The organism is Marinomonas sp. MED121 (assembly GCF_000153025.1).
GTDB lineage: Bacteria > Pseudomonadota > Gammaproteobacteria > Pseudomonadales > Marinomonadaceae > Marinomonas.
In genome coordinates, this window is sequence record NZ_CH672429.1 from 1,204,266 (window position 1) to 1,225,176 (window position 20,911).

Sequence of the window (20,911 nt, forward strand, 5' to 3'; positions counted from 1 at the left end):
CAATATTTTTGGAAATATTAAAATATATATTTTACTAATCACACTTAAACTTGCCAGTCATGGTGAGTAGCTCCTTGGCTTAAGCCATGTTAGGAGGACAACCATAAATCTAGCCTTGCTGAATAGTCACTAGACAATCCACCAAGTAGGCCTTGAAGTGACACTAGATTGCGCACATAACCATATCGCGCGAGTAAATAGTCTCGTTTCGTTTCATGTACGCGGCGCTCAGCAGTAAGCACATCTTCAATACTTCGTCTGCCAACACGGTAGTTATTTTCATTTTCTATTAATGCTGCTTTTGCAGACACAACAGATTGTTTGAGAGCAAGTACAAATACCACACTGTTATTTAAACGTTGTACTAAGGTGCGCACCTGCTGCTTGATCTCTCTTCTACCATCATCAAAGGTTCCCATGGACGCATTGCGCCTATGTTGATATTCCTTAATAGCTGAATCGAAACTACCTCCTTGATATAAGGGCAAATCAAATGTCAGGCTCACGGAGCTTCGACCCACTTTTTCAGAAACACGCAGATCATCATTTATATGTTCATAGCTAGCAACAAGCGCAATAGTGGGCTCATAGCGGGCTTGAGCACTTAAGATTTGTTGGTCAGCAATATCAAGATCGAACTGGGCTAACCTAAGGCTAAAGTTATTATTCAATGCCTTGTCCACCCAATAACTCGGGCTAGCAGGTTGCAGTGCCAAAATAGGGTAAGCCATATCTAACTGCTTCAAGTTCGTTGGCTCTTCAAGACCGGTAACACGATAAAGCGCCTCCCAACTTGTTTCTGCATCCCCTCTTGCAAGCACCTCGCGTGCACTGGCTAAATCATAAGCAGCATTTGACTCGATCAAGTCTGCTGATGTGGCTAGCCTTTGATCAAAGGTATCCTGGACCTGGTCTAATCGACGCTTAGATGCATTGGTAATTTCTATCGCAGCATCAAGCTTTACGTTCGCCTCCAGCACCCCAATATATGCTAAGGTGACGCGTTCAACCACTGCTTGCTTTTCATATTCTAATTGCAGCTCTGACTTATCTAATGTTAACTCTTCTGCTTCAATATTTTTCCAAAGCTCTTTATTCACAAGGGGCATGCTTAAAGTAATACCGTAATTATCATAGGTACTTGCATTACCAACATCTGGCGCAGTATTGCGATAACCCTTCTCCGCCTCAAAGGCAATATCAGGCAATAAATAGCTCTTACGCTGCTTTAGTAATTCTGCTTCCGCTTTTTGGGAAGAGAAAGCCGACTGCAACTTGGGATCATCCTGCAAAGCTAGCTGATAAGCCTCATTAAGAGAAAGGCTTAACACAGGGCTTGATAAAATAGTGAATAAAAAGGCAATGATTGAACCTGTCGATACGGAAATTATCTGGCGAAGCCAGTGCCAATTAATCTTCACGGAAGGCCCTTAACGCACTATCAGATAAAGGCTTCATTAAATATGAAACCATGGTTCTAGCTTCTGTTTGTACGAACACTTCAGCAGGCATGCCAGGCATTAATACCAACTCATTAAGTTTTTCCATTTCATCCTGAGGAATACGAATACGTAACTTATAAAATGACATACCGTTCGTCTCATCGATAAAACTGTCTGCTGAAACCCCGCTGACCAGACCATTAAGTTCAGGTGTTGTTCTAGAACTAAACGCCGACATTCTTACCACGGCGGTTTGATTCATGGAAATCTTATCAATGTCCTGTGTTTGAAGACGTGCTTCAACAATTAACTCATCTTCTTCTGGCACAATATCTAAAATGGCTTGCCCAGGACTTAGCACACCGCCTATTGTGTGTATTCCTAAATCCATGATTTTACCGCCCTTAGGGGCTCGAATTTCCACCCGGTTATGCTCGTAATTTGCCATTATTCGTTGCTCACGCAATTCAAAAATCTTTGCCTGAACATCTAATAATTCACTTTCTACCGCTTCACGAAAATCTATTCTCAGCTGCAATACTCTTAAATCACTTTCTGCTATGCCCGCTCTCGCGGATGCGATATTTGCCTGATACTCTCCAATTTGCCCTTTAAGATGCGCTAATGATTTTTCCAGATCTAAGACTGGCTGCAATGTCAGGTTGCCATTGTCATAGAGCTTTCGCGTCGTAACTAACTCTTCTGCGGAGATAGCCTCTATCTTTTTACTGGCGGCTATCTGCGCTTCTAACCCTTGAATTTGCTCTAAATATTGAACCTTCTTCTGTGTCTGTAAGGTGATCTCACCCTCAAGACTCTCGCGGCGAGCTTTAAACAGTGCGGTTTGACCTTCAATCATCTCGACGACAACAGGTTCATAACGCCGAGCTTTAAAAATATGATTAAAAGAGATTTCCATTGCTAGGTTTTGTTCGGATCTTAATCTTGCTAAGCGGGCTAAAAAGACATCAATTTGAGCCTCAATATTAGCAAGGTTTGCGGCGGCTCTTGTGTCATCAAGCTTGACGAGCAGCTGACCTCTATCCACTTTTTCCCCCTCACTAACCAGAATTTCAGCCACTATCCCACCTTCAAGGTGTTGTACTGTTTTACGTTTTGAATCTAGGGTAACCACCCCCGAGGCCAGAATTGCCCCAGATAAATTAGCCATAGTAGCCCAAGCGCCAAATCCGCCTAACATGACTAAAATAATCAAAATTCCAGCGATGATTGAGGGTTTGACACTCATATTTGTAAGAGATGGTTTTGATGTCTCCAATGCTAGATTAGCCATTTGCAATCTCCTTAGCCTTGGGAGGCTTTTTCGAAGAGAAATCATGCAAGTTATTAAGATTGCCACCGGCTTCAGCAATTTTTGCAAGCACCGCTTGTTTAGGCCCAAAAGCCTGTACCAAGCCCGTCTGCAGCACCATTAACTTATCCACATGGGCAAGAGCACTTGGACGGTGAGCGATGACCATTAGCGTACAGCCACGCTCTTTTAGGCTTAAAATAGCTTGGCCTAAGGCCGACTCACCTTCTGTATCCAGGTTAGCGTTTGGCTCATCCAACACCACTAAAGAAGGGTCCCCGTACAATGCACGTGCTAAACCGATACGCTGACGCTGGCCGCCAGACAGTACCGCCCCCTCGTCACCAATCTGAGTTTCATAACCCTCACTTAAGCGCAATATCAATTCATGTACACCCGCTTGCTGTGCCGCCTTAATAACACTTTCAGAGTCGGGTGATTCTGTAAATCGAGCGATATTTTGAGCAATTGTGCCGGCAAAAAGCTCAACATCTTGCGGTAAATAGCCAATATATTGGCCACGATCATCACTTGGCCAATCACTAATAACAGCCCCATCTAAACGTACCGTTCCCATACGAGGTAGCCAAACACCAACCAACATACGCGCTAAGGTTGACTTACCCGATGCTGTTGGCCCGATAATCCCCAAGGATTCGCCCGGTTGCAGAGCAAAAGAAACACGCCTTAATACATCTTTTTTACTGCCAGGCGGGCCCCCAATCACATTCTCAAAAGCGATTTGGCCTTTTGCGGCAGGCAAAGTAAGAGGGTCTTTGTCTTTAGGTGCTTTTTCCATCAATTCTGACAACTTATGATAGGCGCTTCTTGCCGCGACAAATCCTCGCCATTGATGTATCGCCTGCTCAACCGGCGCTAAAGCTCGACCCATAATGATGGAAGCTGCAATCATGACACCAGGGCTTATAATTTGCTCTATGGCGAGTAGCGCTCCCATACCCAAAATGGCTGTTTGCAAACACATGCGAATCGTTTTTGAAAGCGCAATTAATAAGCCACCTCGATCGCTTGCATTTAAATGCGACATTAACCCTTGCAGATGCTTTGTATGCCAGCGCTCACGCATGCGCGCAAACATCCCCATGGCTTCCAATACTTCTGCATTATGTAAGGTCTTGGTTGCAAAGCGGCGGGCCTGACTACTTTGGTTACTCGCCTCTTGTAACGAACGACGTGTTAACCAATCATTAAGCAGGGCGATAGCAAACAACACGACAGCGCCAAAAATTGAGATCATACCTAAAGTAGGATCCATCCAATAAAGCAGCATTAAATATAAAGGCACCCAAGGGGAATCGAACAAGGATGATGGCCCTGGGCCGCTTAAAAACTGGCGTAATGAATCAAGCTCGGTCAGAGAACGCGTTGGCGAAGTATCTCCCCCCCGTAACCTTACCGTTTGCAATGCAGTAAATACCGGTTGCCCCGGTAATCCCCCCATTTTTAATGGAGTTCAGGTGTAGACTTTAAAGTTTGCGTTAAACGCCTTTTTTGTATCGGTGTAATGCCACCAATGCCCATGTTAGGTCGCTCGTTATTGTAAGTCCATAACCAGTGCGTTGCTTTATCTTGAAGCGCTTTAATATCTTCGTACAAGTAATGACTCAGCCAATCATATCTCACTGTACGGTTAAATCGCTCTATATAAGCGTTTTGCTGTGGTTTGCCAGGTTGGATAAAACTGAGCTCAATGCTGTTTTCTTGTGCCCAACTTGCCAGCTTCTCACTGATATACTCAGGGCCATTATCACACCGTATCGCTTTAGGTTTACCTCGCCACTCAATAATCTGATTGAGTGCGCGTATAACACGTTCTGCTGGTAAGGATAGGTCCGCATCAATAGTTAACCCTTCTCGATTAAAGTCATCAATCACGTTAAACAAACGGCAACGTCGACCATCTGAGAGTTGATCATGCATAAAATCCATTGACCAACATTCATTGATTTGTTCTGGCACCGCTAAGGGTTCAGGCTTTTCACGGACTAAGCGTTTATGAGGTTTGATGCGCATGTTGAGCTGTAGCTCACGATAAATACGGTAAACACGCTTATGGTTCCATGGATAACCACAGACATTTCTGAAGTAGAGAAAACATAGCCCAAAGCCCCAGTTACGCTGATTTTGAGTCAGCCCGATTAATTGCTCAACAATCAACTGATTCTCATCATTAAGTTTAGGCTGATAACGGTAGCAGGTCTCGCTGATCTTAAACGTCCGACAGGCAGATGCAATACTGAGGTGATAAGTCACCACAGCCTGTTTGGCCATCGGCTTGCGGTCAGCGGCCTTCACCACTTTTTTGCCATGGCTTCCTGTATGATCTCTGCCTTGAGTTTTTCTTCGGCATACATCTTTTTAAGACGACGGTTTTCTTCTTCGAGTTCTTTCATTCGAGTGATTAAAGAGGCATCCATACCACCGTACTTGGCTCGCCACTTATAAAAGGTCGAATTACCAATGCCATGCTCGCGACACAGCTCCGCCACGGGCACTCCTGCCTCGGCTTGGTTTAAGATGCCCATGATTTGACTGTCTGAATAGGTTTTATTTTTCATCGTGATCTCCTAGTAATTAGCTTATTAGAAAACTCTACGACTGACCTCTATTATTTTTCGGGGGGATTACCCCCCAAACGCTGATCAACCTGTGCACCAATACGCGATAGAATTCGCGAACGGAGCATATCAAGCACACCCAATATAAGTAATAAGCCCACCGCCATGACACTCAATGCCATTAAGGTCTCTTCACTTCGGCTGGTAAGAACGCGGTCGTAAACTTGTAACATGTAGATGGGTGACACCAGCATTAAAAGGTTAATCACCAAGCTAAAAAAGATTGTCATCACAAACGCACCCCGTGAGGCGGCGAGTGCATCGTACACAATTGATCTGGGCTTATCCGTCGCTTTGTCACTCATAAAGCTAATCCTATTTACCTATCATCTGATTCATTGTGTCCACATCACAAAACGCCACTTTTTGATGACGAATACCTAGCAATAAGCCGTTTATCTTCGACATAAAGCGAGATCAGCCAATATCCATGTCTTGTGTATTTAGGCGGTAAATTATTAGGGGGGTTAAGGCTGTATCATGAGTCCTTAGCTAACCTTTTAACTGATTAAAACCTGATAGCAATCAAGCTTAATTTAGCCAGTTTAATCAGGCTCACAATCCACTTATGTCCTATCAGACTTGCGACTTTTACCTTTAATAATTAGACCCTTTTTATCAAGCAACTTTATTAGGCTGAATGTGCAATAAATCACTTTCAACACCTATTTAAAATGGAAAACCTGAGGTTTATGAAAATTCTGATTAATTAAGGTGAGGGTTTAACTTCGCTATTCAAAATAGGACATTTAATAGGTCTTTTTTTAAATACATACAGGCAAATTAAAAAATTTATTGTAGAAAAATATCTTTCAAGTCATTCAAAATAAAAGAGTTAGGCACTCATATCATTACCTCAAATTAGACCTTTCTTATTTAGCATCTATTAATTCGACGCGCTCACTTGGAAACGTTGCATAATAAAAAGCCCAGCGCATTTTTTAATATGAGCTGGGCAAACTAAAGAAGAAAAAAGCTAAAAAAGGAAAGGTTTAAACAGACCGTTAAAGATTAGTATCTTCTGCTGAGTTAACACGACGTTGTTCTGGATTAAGTTGAATATCACCAAAGTCTTTTTCATAGCCTTTCACCACTTGTGTGAGCATCAGGGCAAGTTTTTTAGCTGTGGCATAATTCATAATAATACGTTGGTTAATATCAAGGGCGAACTCCCTGGGGCTGCCTTCCTCTTGCTTGCCCATTTTTGGCACTTCATGGTTAAGACCAAAATCCAGCATGACCTCATCGGCACTGGGGATAGGCTGAATGGCATTAGTATAAGTCGTTGTCATGTTTTCACGGTTTACACGCACTTGGATTTTTTGCTGTTTATCTTGAGATGCTGATTCAGCCGTTAGATTTGTCATGTCTGTCATAATAAAACTCTCTTTAAAGGATTCTGATTCAATTAATTTAGAAAAAAAGAGTTGGAAGAGAACTCGCCAATAAACTTAGAACATGAATTCAATGTAATAAATTTAAAACAATGAATTTAAAACAATGAATTCATGGCCATAGCCTAACTTGCACTCACCCAACCGTCTAATTAGGTGAATGTTAAGCAGCCATACCTGCTAGATCGAGTATGCTGTACTCAGTACCGGCAAATACGAAGCTATCAATATCCTTGAGGGTATCTAGACCTTCGTCATAACCATCATTACCAACATCTTCTATGGTCGCCCAGTCATTACCTGAGTCATCTTGCCAAACAGTAATATCATAGTTATCTATCACATCAGCATAATACGCCGTATCAAGATCACTACTATTATTGTAATTATTAGAGCCACCATAGATGGCATCATCGCCTTCACCACCGATAAGATGATCATCCCCTTTCCAACCATATAGGGTGTCATTACCTTCTCCTGCAAATAGCCAAGCCGCATCATCCTCACCATGAAGTATATCGGCGGAATCGGAACCGGTTTTAATTGTTTCACTCGTCAAATCGATTGTGGCACCATCACCGAAGCTCAGTTTTTCAACGTAATAAGTGGTATCAGTACCTTCGTCATAATCACTGGTGGTTAAGTCTTCTATTGTCGTTTCATAATATGTGTCACTGACAGAATCAACTAAGTATTCGGCAATACTTCCTGCATAATAGGCCGTGTTAATAACCCCTGAATCATCAGGAATATATAAATGCATTCCGTACACTATATCGTCACCCTCACCGCCAATAAAGTGATCATCACCATATAAGCCAGAAAGGGTGTCATCACCATCACCACCAAACAACCAAGAATCTTCATCCTGATTACTTCCGAATAAAGTATCATCTTGACTCGTCCCTGTGACGATATAATCTGAAGATAAGTCAATGGATGCACCGTCACCAAAACTCAGTGTTTCTACTTCTATTATCGTATCTGTGCCTTCATCGTAATTAGCTGTATCAATGTCCTCAATCTCAAGTTGAGTATCGCTAATGCTTTCAACTAGATAACCCGCCACACCTCCTGCATAATAAGCAGTGTCATCGTCACCACAACCATTAATATAATCATCGCCTTCACCGCCGATAATATGATCATCACCTAACCAACCATAAAGAGTGTCGTCACCAGCACCAGCAAAAATCCACGCATCCGTATTAAGCCCTCCAATTTGGGTACCGCTATCATCACCCGTGATAATTGTTTCACTAGATAAATCTATCGTCACACCATCGGCAAAACTCAAAATTTCAACATTATATAGGGTGTCTGTGCCTTCATCGTGAGTGGTAGTATTAAGATCTTCCACTGTAGTTTCTAGATCTGTATCGCTAACATAGTCAATAAAATAGCTAGCCACCCCCCCTAAATAGTAGGCCGTATCGGTATTACCACTATCCCAAGTTTCACCATCACCATAGATGGTATCGTCACCACCAGCACCAATAAAGTGGTCATCCTCTCCACGGCCTCTTAATTTTTCACCCGTTTCATTACTAAATACCCAATCGGAGAAGTAAGACGCATCTACAATTTCAGAGTCAACACTGTAAACAGACATGGTATTGGTATCACTTGAATACGCATAACGCTCACTGCCCCTGCCATCGAACTGCAAAAACTCAATACTCGTCATGTCAGTTTCATCACCACTGGCATCTTCAGTAATTAAGTCCATAGAAGTAAGGGTGTAATACTGAATTTTGGTATCCAAATACACGGTATCGTAACCATATCCACCGATTATTGTGTCATCACCTCCGCCATCTATACCATCATCAATGCCACCAACAGCGAATAAGTTTGCATCCTCATTACCTGTAAGGTGATCGTCGTAAGCAGTACCTATGATATTTTCGACACTGACTAAGGTAATGTTTTCATCTTCATCAGAATCATTTCCAGACGCGACACTTCCATAAGCCGCCTGAGCTTCTGTACTAAGGTCAATGGTGACACCTGAACTGCCTTCATAACCATCAAATGAAATCGTGTCGTTACCCTCTCCCCCATTAAAGTAGAAGCCAAAATCATTATCTTTATGGTTATAAAGATCACTCCCATCAAAACTTGCCACATAAGCTCTAGCGCCTGAGTTTTGAGCACCAAAAAAGGCATCCGTTGAATAGCCGCCTGATATGTATTGAGAGGTTGAGGCAGTAAACTCAGAGGTATAGCCAAAATCAGCCCCCAAAAGCATTATGCTTGTATCATCAGCAAGCAGTGATGACCAATTTGTGCTGTAGTATTCATCTAATTCGCTGTCTGTATAGGTTTCAGTATGACCATTTTGAGTTATGGTAATATTGCCACTGTCATCCTCTTCCAAGATAACGATGGAATCTAGCATCACTTCTGCAAAACTTGCCGCCAATGTATCTTGATCAGTAAAGTTGTAATCCTCACCAATAGCATCAAGAAACTCAGCATAAAAACCCGTCGCGGAACTATTAGTCTCCTGACCTTCAAAAGCCAGCTTCAAGAATGTTCCCGTTCCCCCATCGTAATCAAATTCGAGTATGGTGTCCGTCCCAGACCCAGTTGTATCCGCGCTAAAAGAAATACCTTCTATCGTCGGTAACACCAACAAATCATCCTGCATATTAAAGTCTGTGATGTCGCTGTAGGTCGAGTCGCTGGCATCTAATTCAACACTGCTGTCATCAGCCGCTGTAAGCCAAGTGGCAAGGGCATTGGCACCATTAGAAAGTATGGCCCCCATAAAAAATGAAGCAACAGGACTCGTTACACCAGCAATTGTTCCAATGGTGGAGATCACATCTGCACCCGTATAAACACCGCGCCATATTCCCCAGTCTGCTCCAAAAGGGTTTTCTGATGTTCCATCTGTTGCCCATTCACTCACAACAAAAATATCGTTACCCTCTCCCCCTGTTAGTTCATCCACACCACTGGAATTAATACTGCCGCCTACTATGATATCGTCACCGTCACCACCATTAATGGTATCAGCACCATCACCACCATCGATGTAATCATCACCATAGCCACCTTCAATGGTATCTGAGCCACCTCCACTGCTTATAATATCGTCGTAATCATAACCACTGACTTCTGCTGTGGAATCATCATAATCCCCATAAATAACATCATTCGTACCTTTGGTTTTAATGTAATCGCTACCAGCCCCACCTATAACTGTCGAAGAGCCATTATCATTTGAATCGAAGTATACGTAGTCGTCCCCTTCTCCGGCATCAAGCGTTAGGTATATATCGACATCATCCGATGAGTGATCTCCATCACTATCAAGATAGAAATAATCATGACCTGTCCCCAATTCAACATAAAGATCCATATTATGCCAATCTTGGAAGTCACTTGAGTTTGTTTTATTTATATCAAAACTTAGCCAATCATCCCCTTCTCCCATATAAATATTCAAATTAGGGTTTTCGTAATAGTCCTCCCATAAAACATAATCTGTTTTTACAAACTCTAAGTCGTCGAAGCCAGTGTATTTATCATTATTTGAGCTTGCTGTTAATGTTTTAGTCTGAACGCCCCACTCGGAATCATCATAGTTCGTAGTGTTTGAGTAACTTATTGAATTCCAGTAACTATTATCTGTATAAGCCATAATAAACATCCTCATTTTCTATACGGTGAAATCTAAATTTTCACTCTTAGACTTCATGAGATTTCACTAAATCACTTTAAAAAGCGCATTTGAATAGCAAAAAACTCAATTTAGAAGAAAGATAGGCATTAAAATATAAGTTGGGTTTTATCATTAACCACAGGACATTCGAAGGGGTGTTTTATTAATCTTGATACCTTGAAAAGTATTAGAATTTTTAAGTCATTAAAAAATGATAACGCCAGAATATAGTTTGATGGATATAGGAAGGGGTTTTAGATTTTTAAGAAGATATTATTTTTTATCTTGAGCCTATTAATCACTCTAATTTTTTAAAAAAATCAAAGCATCCTTGCACCTTTGATTACTTAATTTCCTTTATTTAATCCGCTTTATTCATCACAATAGTCCATTCTTTCAATACATCTGAAAACCAAGAGTCAGCACGAAACACAAGATAATAAGCATTATTACCTTCTACTCTTAATCCAGGTAATTCGATGAGTTTGCCACTATCAAGGTGTGATTCGATAGTGCCTTTTCGAGCCAATACAATACCATTTTCTAAAATCGCAGATTCAATATTAAGTAGGTAACTATAAGCAAAGTCATCATATTGACAATTTAAACAAAAGTTTATGCCAAAATTTAAAAACCAATCATTCCAGCCCATGTAATTAGATTCTTTTCTGCTAACAGGTAACAAGGGAGATTTAACTAAATCACTGGCGGTAAGTCGCTTACTTAGCCAATTAAACTTTTTCTCCAATGCCGGCGCGCAAGCAGGAAAAACTTCTTCTTTCATCAAAAGCACAGAATGAAAGCCATCCCATTGACCAGAGCCAAAGCGTATAGAAATATCAACCCAACTATTACTAATATCTTGCTCACTCATAGGGACCAGCTCTACTTTAGTCACCTCTAGTAATCCCCTTAACAAAGGCACTTTATAGGCCAACCATGGCATTAAAATCATTGGGCATCCAATTCTAATTTTAGATCCAACAATCTTTGGCTTGATATCATCTAATTTAGATTCAATGTATTTAAACCCATTAGCTGTAGCTAAATACAGCTTATGGCCTTCTAGCGTTAGGTTTAACTTTATCTTGGAACGGTTAAATAAGGTCGCACCTAAATATTTTTCCAACATTAAAATACTACGGCTAACGGAGGGTTGTGAAATACCCAGATTGATCGATGCTTTTGTAAAACTAGCCGTTCTTGCGACTTCCAAAAACACAGGTAAGGTATTAATAATAGGATGAATGGCAGATTCGTTGATCATTTAAAGTACCTCAAAAATTAGGCATAAACCTAATTTCACAAATAAAATAACCTAATAACTTCTTTTCTGAAAAACTTAACTGATCATGCGCCACCATTTTCTGGCTATATCGTTTTTTGGGCTCTCTGGATTCAAGAGCATATAATAGCCAATATTGCTTTTTGTACGTAAATTCGGTATTTCTTCTAACACCCCTAAGTTTAAATTTGATTGAAAAACGCCCGCCCAAGCCAACGCAATGCCATCGCCTCTAATCGCTAGCTCTTGGCTAATTAAATAACTGTATAAATCTTCTTTATTAACGCCATTAGGGCTATATTCAACCCCTAAACTGGCAAACCAGCTCTGCCAGGTTAAGCCTAAAGCCCAGTTACCGTGAATAAGAGGCAGTTTGGTAAGCTCCTCCACGCTAATCGTATTATTTGATAACGCAAATTTTGCTGCGAAAGCTGGCGAGCAAACTGGAAAAACTTCTTCTTCAAAAAGTAAATAAGACTCAAAACCCTGCCACTTCCCTAAACCAAAAGCAAAAATAATATCCATCTCAAACTGATAGTTTTTATTTCTATATTCAAACTCAACTAGCTCAATTTCAAAGTGTGGAGCAAGTTGTTTTAGACACGTCAATCGACGAGATAACCAACTAAGGAGTAATTGCGGGCAACCAATAACAAATCTTGTTTTATCTTTAGATAAACTTATTTCATTAAGGACAGTCATGATGTGAGCCAAACTACTGGAGGTCGCATGATATAATTCGCTGCCTTCCAATGTTAACTGCAGTTTCCCCCGCTCTCGCATAAACAGGTTTATGCCCAAATACTGCTCTAAATGTAATATATATCGGCTAACAGATTTTTGAGGAATACCCAAAATTTTAGAAGCTTTGACGAAGCTTTCAGCTTTTGCGGCAGCTGAAAATGCAGGCAAGGTTTTAACAATTGAATTGAAGGTCAGTATATCCTCCATCTACAAGCTCCTTCTTATGAGGTTTTTAACTTAAATAACTTTTTGTCTTAAATTTTCACGCACCAAGAGTACATCTAATTCAAACTAAAACATTCAAATAAAAATAACTACATTACACTACATTACGTTACATAAAATTAAACTCCTTTTGAATACATAAGAGAAATCGAATAAATAAAGATGATAAAAAATGCGCCAAAGCGATACAAAGTGCGCCAAATAGTTTCAGCCATCCAATAAAAACACCAATATTAAAACACTTAGAAATTATTCGAAGGTATCCTAGAGTTAAAATATAGAAAGCGTGTTAACCAACAGCTTTGTATGCTCCTGTTAACATAAATAAGAAATGGACTGATAAAATTTTTATCATTTATTGATAAATAAAAGGCATGACTTTTTTGAGTTAAAAGCTGAACCCTTAAAACAACATCTAATGGAGAAAAAGAGTCATCAACTGGGAAAGAAGAGTCATCAACTAGAGAAAAAGAGTCATCAACTAGAGAAAAAGAACCATCAACAGGGAAAGAAGAGCCATCAACTATTTTTTTTGGAGAAACATTCGAGATAGAAGCCTTGCTAGATCTCACCTTTTTCATCCTAGTTAAAAACGCAATTAAAAGGCGAACGACTGTATTAACAATCCATGTTTCTTTCATTGGGAATTAACCTAATCAATACACTCATTGAATTTCACGAATACACAGTAGATTTAGCTGATAAAAACAAACTACACCCTAGATTTGAAAAATAGTTTTATTATTATAAAAACAAATAAATAACATTAATAAAAATAATACTATATGAAAGATAGTATCAAGCGGCACACCATAGCGCATCGAAATTAAATTAAATCTAATTTAGACCCTACCTATATAGTAATTATTTAATATTGAAGGCAGTAAAAAGAGTGTATTGAATAAAACTGATGCTTTAGGGAAGCTGCGAAACATCTTTTTGGTCTACTTTACTGTTTAGATTTATAGGAAAAAGAGCTAAACAAGGCAAGTGAAGTGCTTTTATTCAAACACTGAGACGGGAGGATTTTTTCATAGTTTCCCTAGTCCATTATTTATGATGCACTAGGGCGAGAGGTTAGAAAATTTTTTAGCACATTTTGAGAATAAATAAGTACTCCCTAGATACTAATCCTCCTCTTTTCTATTAACACGACATTGCTCGGTAATCCCCCAAAAAATAATAGAGGTCTGTCATAATAAAATGTTCTTTATAAAAATAAATGAAAAGAATATAGAAAAAGGCAGATCATGCATAAAACCATCACATGATCTGCTAGCTTGAATCAGCTTAAGCCGCTGCCATGGCGGCAAGCTCTAATACACTGTACTCAGTACCATTAAATGACACATATTCAACGTCTCTAAGTTCATCATAACCTTCATCATAGCCATCTGAACCCACATCTTCGATACTCATCGAAGTTTTACCACCACTTGTTTCCCAAACATTAATCTCATAGTTATCAATAACATCAGCATAGTAAGCGGTATCTGTGTCAGTACCCGAATTAGAGAAATTTCGGCCATAGATAATATCGTCTCCTTCACCACCCACTAAGTGATCATCCCCTTGCATCCCTTTTAATACATCATCACCGTCACCACCAAAGATCCAGTCATCGGTTGCGTCTGAACCATTGATAGTTTCATCACTGTTGGTACCGGTATAGATATCCACACTCTCAATATCAATAGTAACCCCATCACCAAAGTGCAGGGTTTCAACGTTCGTTAAGGTATCAGTGCCATCATCGATTTCAGTAGAGCCTATATCTTCCACTGTGGTTTCGATATCCGTATCACTGATATAGTCAACCAAATATTCGGCAACACTTGCACCATAATAAGCCGTATCAGCGCCGCTACCACCTTCGATGATATCATCCCCTTCGCCACCGACTATATGATCATCTCCTGCCATAGCATCAATATTAGAATCATTGTCTGACGAGCTTTCACCAGAAAATATATCAATACCAAAGTCTTGATCAAATATCCAATCATCAGTCGTTTTAGTGCCATCGCCATCAAATACTATATTAGTATTGACTAGATCAATGAGAACACCATCACCAAACTGTGCATATTCAATTTGGCTGAGTATGTCTTGGCCTTCGTTATAGCCGCTTGTCGCCAAATCCTCAATAATAAACATGTCGTCCTGCGTATCGCCATTAGAGTCCACATAATTTGTCATCATAAACTCTGCCACACTACCCGCATAGTAAGCCGTGTCCGTGCCTGTATTCTCTGTATTACTGACACTTCTGCCGTAAAGGTAATCATCACCTTTACCGCCCACTAGGTGATCATCCCCTTGTCGTCCTCGAATCGTGTCATCACCATCTCCACCAAAGAGCCAATCATCAGAACTATCACTGCCATAAATGTCATTATCATTGCTATTGCCGGTGTAAATACTTTGATTTTCAAGATCAATCACAGCCCCATCACCGAAACTAATGAGATCAATATCATATAAAGTATCTGTGCCTTCATCGAAATTCGTATTGTAATAATGCTCAACACTAGTTTCATCTTTGGTACTACTTATATACTCAATCATATACTCAGCAACACTGCCTAAATAATAAGCGGTATCCGTGTGACTCCCTGAGCTAGACCCAGACTGACCATAAAGTCTATCATCGCCACCGCCCCCCGTTAGATGGTCATCGCCATCTTTTCCTTTGAGGGTATCATCACCGTCGCCCCCAAAAATCCAATCCACCGCATCGGAACCACTTGGCGTTCCTTGGATACTGTCACCATTATCACTCGCGTAAATGGATAGCTCACCCGTTTCACTTGAATAGAAATAAAGACCGTCATCATCTTCAAAGGACAGGAACTCAATATTCGACAAACTGTCATTAATATTTGCAGAACTATTCACCACCGAACTCATATTGGTGTTTATCGTGTAGTCCCAAATACTGCCTGAGTATCTTGCAATATCAAAACCATTGTCGCCATCTAATATGTTATTGCCTTCCAACCCCATAAGAAGATTATTTTCGTTATTCCCTGTGATCACATCGTCATATTGCGTACCCACAACATTTTCAACACTAATCAAGGTAACATCATCTGATTCGTCGGCATCAAGGCCGCCATCACCAAAACTACTCTGTACCTCGTCATTAAGATCTACCGTGACACCCTCCTCTTCAGCTTCATACTCATAGAAAGAGATAGTGTCATTACCCTCACCTCCGTTAAAATAAACCCCAACATCATCGTCTTTGTGGTTATAAAGGTCATTGCCACCAAAAGTAGCCACGAAAAGGTTAGTTTCTGCTTCTTGTATCCCATAAAATATATCGCTCGTATTCCCCCCCGAAACATACTTATGATCTGCAGAGGAACCGACTTCAGCGGTATAACCCACATCAGACCCTAACAGCATAATACTGGAATCGACATCCAGTAATGATGACCAATCTGCATCGTAGTATTCGTCTAATTCGCTTTCAGAATAAGTAATCGTATCTAGACCCTGGGTAATGGTAATATCACCATTGGCATCTTTGGATATGAGTGCGATTGATTGCTCCATCACATATTTAAAACCTTTAAATAAAGCATCTTTTGTAGTGGAGCTAGCCGTTAAACCTACTGCATCAAGAAACTCGGCATAGTACCCCGTTGCAGATTCATGATTCTCACTGCCGTCGATATGAATTTCTAAAAATTTCCCCGTTGTTCCATCATAATAAAACTCCAGCACATAGCTTTGTTCACCCGTTGCAGTGTCTTGCACTGATGCAGGTTGGAGGCTAAAGTTATGGCCAGCTAGGGTCGGCAAAACAATTAAATCATCCGTCATAGTAAAGTCAGTGATCACTTGAAAGGATTCATCACTGGCATCCAAGCTTATGGAATTATCAGCGGCTGTTGTCAGCCAGGTTGATAGCGCATTAGCACCAATGGATAATGCCGAATTGAAAAATAATGACGCCACAGGATTAGAAATACCGACTAATGTTCCCGCAGTCGAAATAACATCGCTGGTAGCATAAACCGCGCGCCAAGTTGTCCAATCTGAGCCAAAGGCATCCGCAGACGTAGTACTGCTCGCCCACTCATTGATCAGAAAAATATCCTGACCACTTCCCCCCGTCACATAATCCACACCACTTGAATTAATCTTCCCTCCTGTCAGCACATCATCACCGCCACCCCCTTCAAGGATATCAGCACCGTCGCCACCATTTAGGTAATCATTATCAGAACCACCGCTCAAATAATCCGTACCATTTCCACCCTCTAAATAATCATGACCACTGCCACCGTAAAGATCATCACTACCATCACCACCGAAGAGAGAGTCGTCACCTTGTCCACCAGACCCATTATCATTACCATTGCCTAGGTAAATCTCGTCATTTCCCTCTTGCCCATATACCGTATCATTTGTATCTGAGTCATTATCATTGTAAAAATCTGATACTAATAAATCATCACCCCCACCCAGCCAAAAGTTTGTATCTAGATTCGAGCTTGAGTTATCAACATTCATATAAACGATGTCACTGTAATCCCCCATAACCACATCTAAGGTTTGTACATCATCCCCCAGATACTCCGCATCAAAATTTATACTAAGATAAGCACCATTACTTAAAGCGGTCGTATCAATATTGACATTCTCATACACCCCAGTGAGGCCACTTGTACGAACCCTATCATTGTCAATCTCAAAGCCGGGTCGACCACTGACACCAGCATAAGTGGTGGTATTCCAAAAATCCCAATTGGAATTGTCATTAAAGTTATAATCCTTAGCCATATCCTTGCCCTCTCATTCATGATGAAAAATGTATTTTCTATGATTTCATAAGAAGCTGTTTGATCACTTCCAAGTAGCAAACCCTTGCTCACTACTCACTCAATAAATCACTAAAAAAGCACTTATCAAACATAAAAACGTATAAATCATCACAAAATCGCTCGATTCATGCACAAATTTACAATACCTATTCACTATTGGCTTCTTGAAGGATATTTAGTAAATGGCCACCTACTAATTAAGATTCTTGTGAACTAGAAATGAGTCGCAACCGGCTTGATTTAGCGTGCAATATCTGCGTGCAATAAAGGCAGGTCAAAATGGTTAGAGACCTTTAAACTGAGTCGAGAAAAGATCTCGGGCGGGATTAGAGAGGTTGTTTAAACGCTTTAAGTATGGCTTAAAGCGTTTAAGGGAGGGCTTTTCAAATCTTATTTAAACTGGCTAAATCAGACCCAACCTGAATTAGCACAATTCAGAGTCTGAATGAGTAAAGCTCAGGTCTGAATGGAAAGGCTTTAATGCTGGTTTTCTTCCGCTTGATTAACACGACGTTGCTCTGGATTAAGTTGAATATCACCAAAGTCTTTTTCATAGCCTTTCACTACCTGTGCCAGCATCAGGGCAAGTTTTTTAGCCGTGGCATAATTCATAATAATACGTTGGTTAATATCAAGGGCGAACTCCCTTGGGCTGCCTTCCTCTTGCTTGCCCATTTTTGGCATTTCATGATTAAGACCAAAATCCAACATGACCTCATCAGCACTGGGAATAGGCTGAATGGCATTAGTATAAGTCGTTGTCATGTTTTCACGGTTTACACGCACTTGAATCTTTTGCTGTTTATCTTGAGGGGCTGATTCTGAAGTTAAATTTGTCATGTCTGTCATAATAAAATGCTCTTTATAAAAATAAATGAAAAGAATATATAGAAAAGACAGGCCATGTATTAAACCAAGACATGACCTGCTGGTTTAACAAATTAAGCAGCCATTGTAGCAAGCTCTAATACACTGTACTCGATGCCATTAAATGACACATATTCGATATCACTTAGAGTATCAAAGCCTTCATTAATACCATCACTACCCACATCTTCAATTGTCATCCAAGTAGAGCCACCTTCTTCCCAAACGTTAATATCATAACTATCTAGAACATCGGCATAATAGGCGGTATCGTTGTCCTCTCCACCATAGATAGTGTCATCACCTTCACCCCCTTCTAGATGATCATTACCTTCACCACCCATCAAAAGATTATCATCGTTGTTACCAGTTAGATAATCGTCAAAATCTGATCCTATGACATTTTCTACACTAATCAAAGTTGCATTTGGCTTCTCTACATCATTAGCGTCTGTCAAATCACCGTCTTCATCATCTTCGTTTAAACCAAATGTAAAGTTTACTGACGTATCTACGCTTAGATCAATCGTCACACCATTTGCATATGGATTGCCATTACCATCCACTAAATGACTGTAATTATTGCTGTCCTCGTAAGCTAAACCTTCAAAAGAAACGGTATCAATACCATCTCCCCCATTAAAGAAGAAACCATGTTCATTGGATTTGTGATTATAAAAATCATCTCCTTCAAAGGTGGCAAGATAGGCATATTCCCCCGCATTTTGTACCCCCCAAAAAGAGTCATGACCATGCCCACCAGAAATATAGGACGAGGTTGAAGCAGTAAATGTAGACATGTAACCAACATCCGCTCCTAACAGCATGATGCTTGAATCCGAATCTAAAATAGAGGACCAATCCGTATCATAGTATTCGTCTAATTCGCTTTCGGTATAGGTAATGGATTCACTGTTTTGAGTAATAGTAATAGCGCCATTACTACCTGATTCGATAAGCGCGATGGAGTCTAACATTACCTCTTTAAAACTAGCACCCAAGGTATCTTGATCTGTAAAGTTATAATCCTGTCCAATGGCATCTAAAAACTCTGCATAAAAGCCAGTAGCACCAGAGCTAGAAATCTCACCATCAAATATTAATTTTAGAAAAGTGCCAGTAGATGAATCATAAATAAACTCTATAATGGTATCTCCGTCTTCACTAGAATCTGGGTCATCTGCAGTAAAAGTAACACCATCTAAATAAGGCAGTATAATCGTGTCATCCTGCATATTGAAATCTTCAATCTGACTATAAGTGGAATCTTTGGAATCCAAAGTTTCAGTGCTATCACTTGCTTCTGTAAGCCAAGTAGCAAGTGCATTTGCACTGGTACTTAAAGCCGTATTGAAAAAGAGAGATGCGACTGGCATATTTGATAATCCAGCAATAGAACCCAGTGTTGAAACAACATCAGAAGCGGCATAAACAGTACGCCATGTGCTCCAACCATCCCAAGTAGTAGAAGCAATCTCATTAGTAGCCCATTCACTTACAACAAAAATATCTTGGCCACCACCGCCTGTTAAATAATCTACTCCAGTGGAGTTTATGGAACCACCTATTAAAGTATCATTACCATTGCCACCATCAAGGATATCTGACCCGTTTCCACCATCCAAAACATCGTTTCCACCATCACCAAAAAGAATATCATTTTTATCACCAGTAATAATAATATCGTGACCCGTTCCTCCACTTACATCGTCCTTAGTTTCTCCTACAGACTCATAATAATCATTGCCCCATTGAAGATACGTGACAGATTCGCTTGCATTATTGCTGTTGCTACTATTAATATCGAGATATACATAATCATTACCATCTCCCATCATTAGATAGGTATTAAGTCGACCTGCTCCATCACCGCTCTCAATACTTTTAATGATGACGCCATCATCGCCAAAGCTCATATCTAAAGTGACATCTAATTCTTTAATTCCATCAGACAAGACGATATCAAGGTTAAGATAATCGTCCCCATCACCAAAATTATCGACTATATTGGGGTTATCTTTCGAATTAGAGTAAGTCAGATAGCCATAAAAAAAATCACCGTATATTGATGTACCCTTATCAAACCAAGCACTTAAATCATCGTTTCTATTGGTACTATGGATATATTCTCGGCTCGCTCCATTAGATACCATTTCAATATTACCATCCCATTTATCTAAATTAAGTACATAGTCTGTTAAATAAAGTCCTGTATATGTAATTTTCTTACCTCTCTATGATTTTTTGTCAAATTCAACAGTTAAATATAATGTAAAAAACATTAATAAAAGCTTCATTAGAATCAACTCATACCTATAAAATAATTTTGAAATTAACATTTCATATAGATGAACATACCTTTTAGAAAGGATAGTAATCTCTCAGCGAAGCAATCTACATCATTTAGATAAAAACCATCCATATTCTGCTTTTTAACAATGAAAAACTTAACTTAAATAACTTTAAGTGAGTAAAAATTCTTAAAAACCTTTTAA

Annotated in this window: 13 protein-coding genes; all 13 read right to left on the bottom strand. The window is 40.0% G+C overall.

The window, feature by feature from the left end; all coding sequences use genetic code 11:
- Nucleotides 1–89: 89 nt before the first annotated feature.
- Nucleotides 90–1,421, bottom strand: a complete 1,332-nt coding sequence (locus MED121_RS05570) for a TolC family outer membrane protein (RefSeq protein ID WP_009832654.1) — start codon at nt 1,419–1,421, stop codon at nt 90–92.
- Nucleotides 1,411–2,736, bottom strand: coding sequence for an HlyD family type I secretion periplasmic adaptor subunit (locus MED121_RS05575; protein ID WP_009832655.1), 1,326 nt, complete (start codon nt 2,734–2,736; stop codon nt 1,411–1,413). The genes MED121_RS05570 and MED121_RS05575 overlap by 11 nt, the downstream gene beginning before the upstream one ends.
- Nucleotides 2,729–4,216, bottom strand: coding sequence for a type I secretion system permease/ATPase (locus MED121_RS05580; protein WP_009832656.1), 1,488 nt, complete (start codon nt 4,214–4,216; stop codon nt 2,729–2,731). The genes MED121_RS05575 and MED121_RS05580 overlap by 8 nt, the downstream gene beginning before the upstream one ends.
- Before the next feature lie 2 nt (nt 4,217–4,218).
- Nucleotides 4,219–5,333, bottom strand: a protein-coding gene (locus MED121_RS05585; RefSeq protein ID WP_085987748.1) for an IS3 family transposase whose coding sequence is annotated in 2 segments (ribosomal slippage) — nt 4,219–5,081 and nt 5,081–5,333 — 1,116 coding nt in all. Because the reading frame shifts where the segments join, the coding sequence is not laid out codon by codon here.
- Between the two features lie 50 nt (nt 5,334–5,383).
- Nucleotides 5,384–5,698, bottom strand: coding sequence for a hypothetical protein (locus MED121_RS05595; protein WP_009832657.1), 315 nt, complete (start codon nt 5,696–5,698; stop codon nt 5,384–5,386).
- Nucleotides 5,699–6,397: 699 nt separating this feature from the next.
- Complete coding sequence (locus MED121_RS05600; RefSeq protein ID WP_009832658.1) at nt 6,398–6,769, bottom strand: DUF3467 domain-containing protein; 372 nt, start codon at nt 6,767–6,769, stop codon at nt 6,398–6,400.
- Nucleotides 6,770–6,950: 181 nt separating this feature from the next.
- Complete coding sequence (locus MED121_RS05605) at nt 6,951–10,439, bottom strand: hypothetical protein (protein WP_131470975.1); 3,489 nt, start codon at nt 10,437–10,439, stop codon at nt 6,951–6,953.
- 382 nt (nt 10,440–10,821) lie between these two features.
- Nucleotides 10,822–11,727 (bottom strand): LysR family transcriptional regulator, encoded by a 906-nt coding sequence (locus tag MED121_RS05610; protein ID WP_009832660.1) that lies wholly within the window; start codon nt 11,725–11,727, stop codon nt 10,822–10,824.
- 75 nt (nt 11,728–11,802) lie between these two features.
- On the bottom strand, nt 11,803–12,696 hold the full coding sequence (locus MED121_RS05615; protein ID WP_009832661.1) for a LysR family transcriptional regulator: 894 nt from the start codon (nt 12,694–12,696) through the stop codon (nt 11,803–11,805).
- 260 nt (nt 12,697–12,956) lie between these two features.
- Nucleotides 12,957–13,355, bottom strand: coding sequence for a hypothetical protein (locus MED121_RS05620; RefSeq protein WP_009832662.1), 399 nt, complete (start codon nt 13,353–13,355; stop codon nt 12,957–12,959).
- A gap of 649 nt (nt 13,356–14,004) precedes the next feature.
- Nucleotides 14,005–17,508, bottom strand: coding sequence for a calcium-binding protein (locus MED121_RS05625; protein WP_009832663.1), 3,504 nt, complete (start codon nt 17,506–17,508; stop codon nt 14,005–14,007).
- A 518-nt stretch (nt 17,509–18,026) separates the two neighbouring features.
- Entirely contained in the window at nt 18,027–18,398 is a 372-nt protein-coding gene (locus MED121_RS05630; protein ID WP_009832664.1) for a DUF3467 domain-containing protein, read from the bottom strand.
- Nucleotides 18,399–18,490: 92 nt separating this feature from the next.
- Nucleotides 18,491–20,569: a hemolysin-type calcium-binding region, RTX gene (locus tag MED121_RS24725; RefSeq protein ID WP_009832665.1), complete on the bottom strand. Its 2,079-nt coding sequence runs from the start codon at nt 20,567–20,569 to the stop codon at nt 18,491–18,493.
- Nucleotides 20,570–20,911 lie beyond the last annotated feature (342 nt).